The organism is Aeromicrobium sp. PFPM2_SD2 (assembly GCF_057364525.1).
The window spans coordinates 1-673 of record NZ_JBNFNZ010000751.1 but is presented as its reverse complement, the minus strand read 5'-3'; the positions used below and the strand labels follow the sequence as shown (position 1 = coordinate 673).

Annotated in this window: 1 protein-coding gene; it reads left to right on the top strand. The window is 73.7% G+C overall.

Features of this window, described 5'->3' with window-relative positions; all coding sequences use genetic code 11:
- Positions 1–14: 14 nt before the first annotated feature.
- Positions 15–673, top strand: a 659-nt coding sequence (locus AC2W7G_RS17895; protein WP_485869617.1) for a cytochrome c biogenesis CcdA family protein, incomplete at its 3' end; no start/stop codon positions are given.

The following is a 673-nucleotide window of genomic DNA, read 5'->3' as shown; positions in this document are numbered from 1 at the left end:
CAGGGGTCCGCGTCGTGATCGCCGGCATCGGCGAGACCGTCGTCGACGGCTCGCTCGTCCTCGCCCTGCCGCTCGCCCTGGCCGCGGGCCTGCTGTCGTTCTTCTCCCCGTGCGTCGTGCCGCTGCTGCCGGGCTACCTCTCGTACGTCTCGGGCATGGCGGTCACCGAGCTGGACGGGCCTCGGCGCTCGCGGATGGTGCTCGGCGCCGTGCTGTTCGTGCTCGGGTTTAGCGCCGTGTTCGTGTCGCTGGGGACGCTGTTCGGCGCCGTCGGACAGGACCTCAAGGACCACCAGCGGGCGATCAGCGTCGTCATGGGCGTCGTCGTCATCGTGCTGGGCCTGGCCTTCATGGGCGGCGTCTCGTGGCTGCAGCGCGACGTGCGCGTGCACACCGTGCCGGCCGTCGGCGTCGCCGTGGCGCCGCTGCTCGGCGTCCTGTTCGGCCTCGGCTGGACGCCCTGCATCGGCCCCACCCTCGGCGCGGTGCTGGGCCTGGCGGTCAGCACGGACGACGCGACCGCCGGACGCGGGGCGCTGCTCGCCTTCGTCTACTGCCTGGGCCTGGGCATCCCCTTCGTGGTGGCCGCGGTCGCGTTCGCGCGCTTCACCCGCGCGCTGCGCTGGTTCAAGCGCCACCAGCGCGTCGTGGGCCTGGTCGGCGGGGCGCTGCT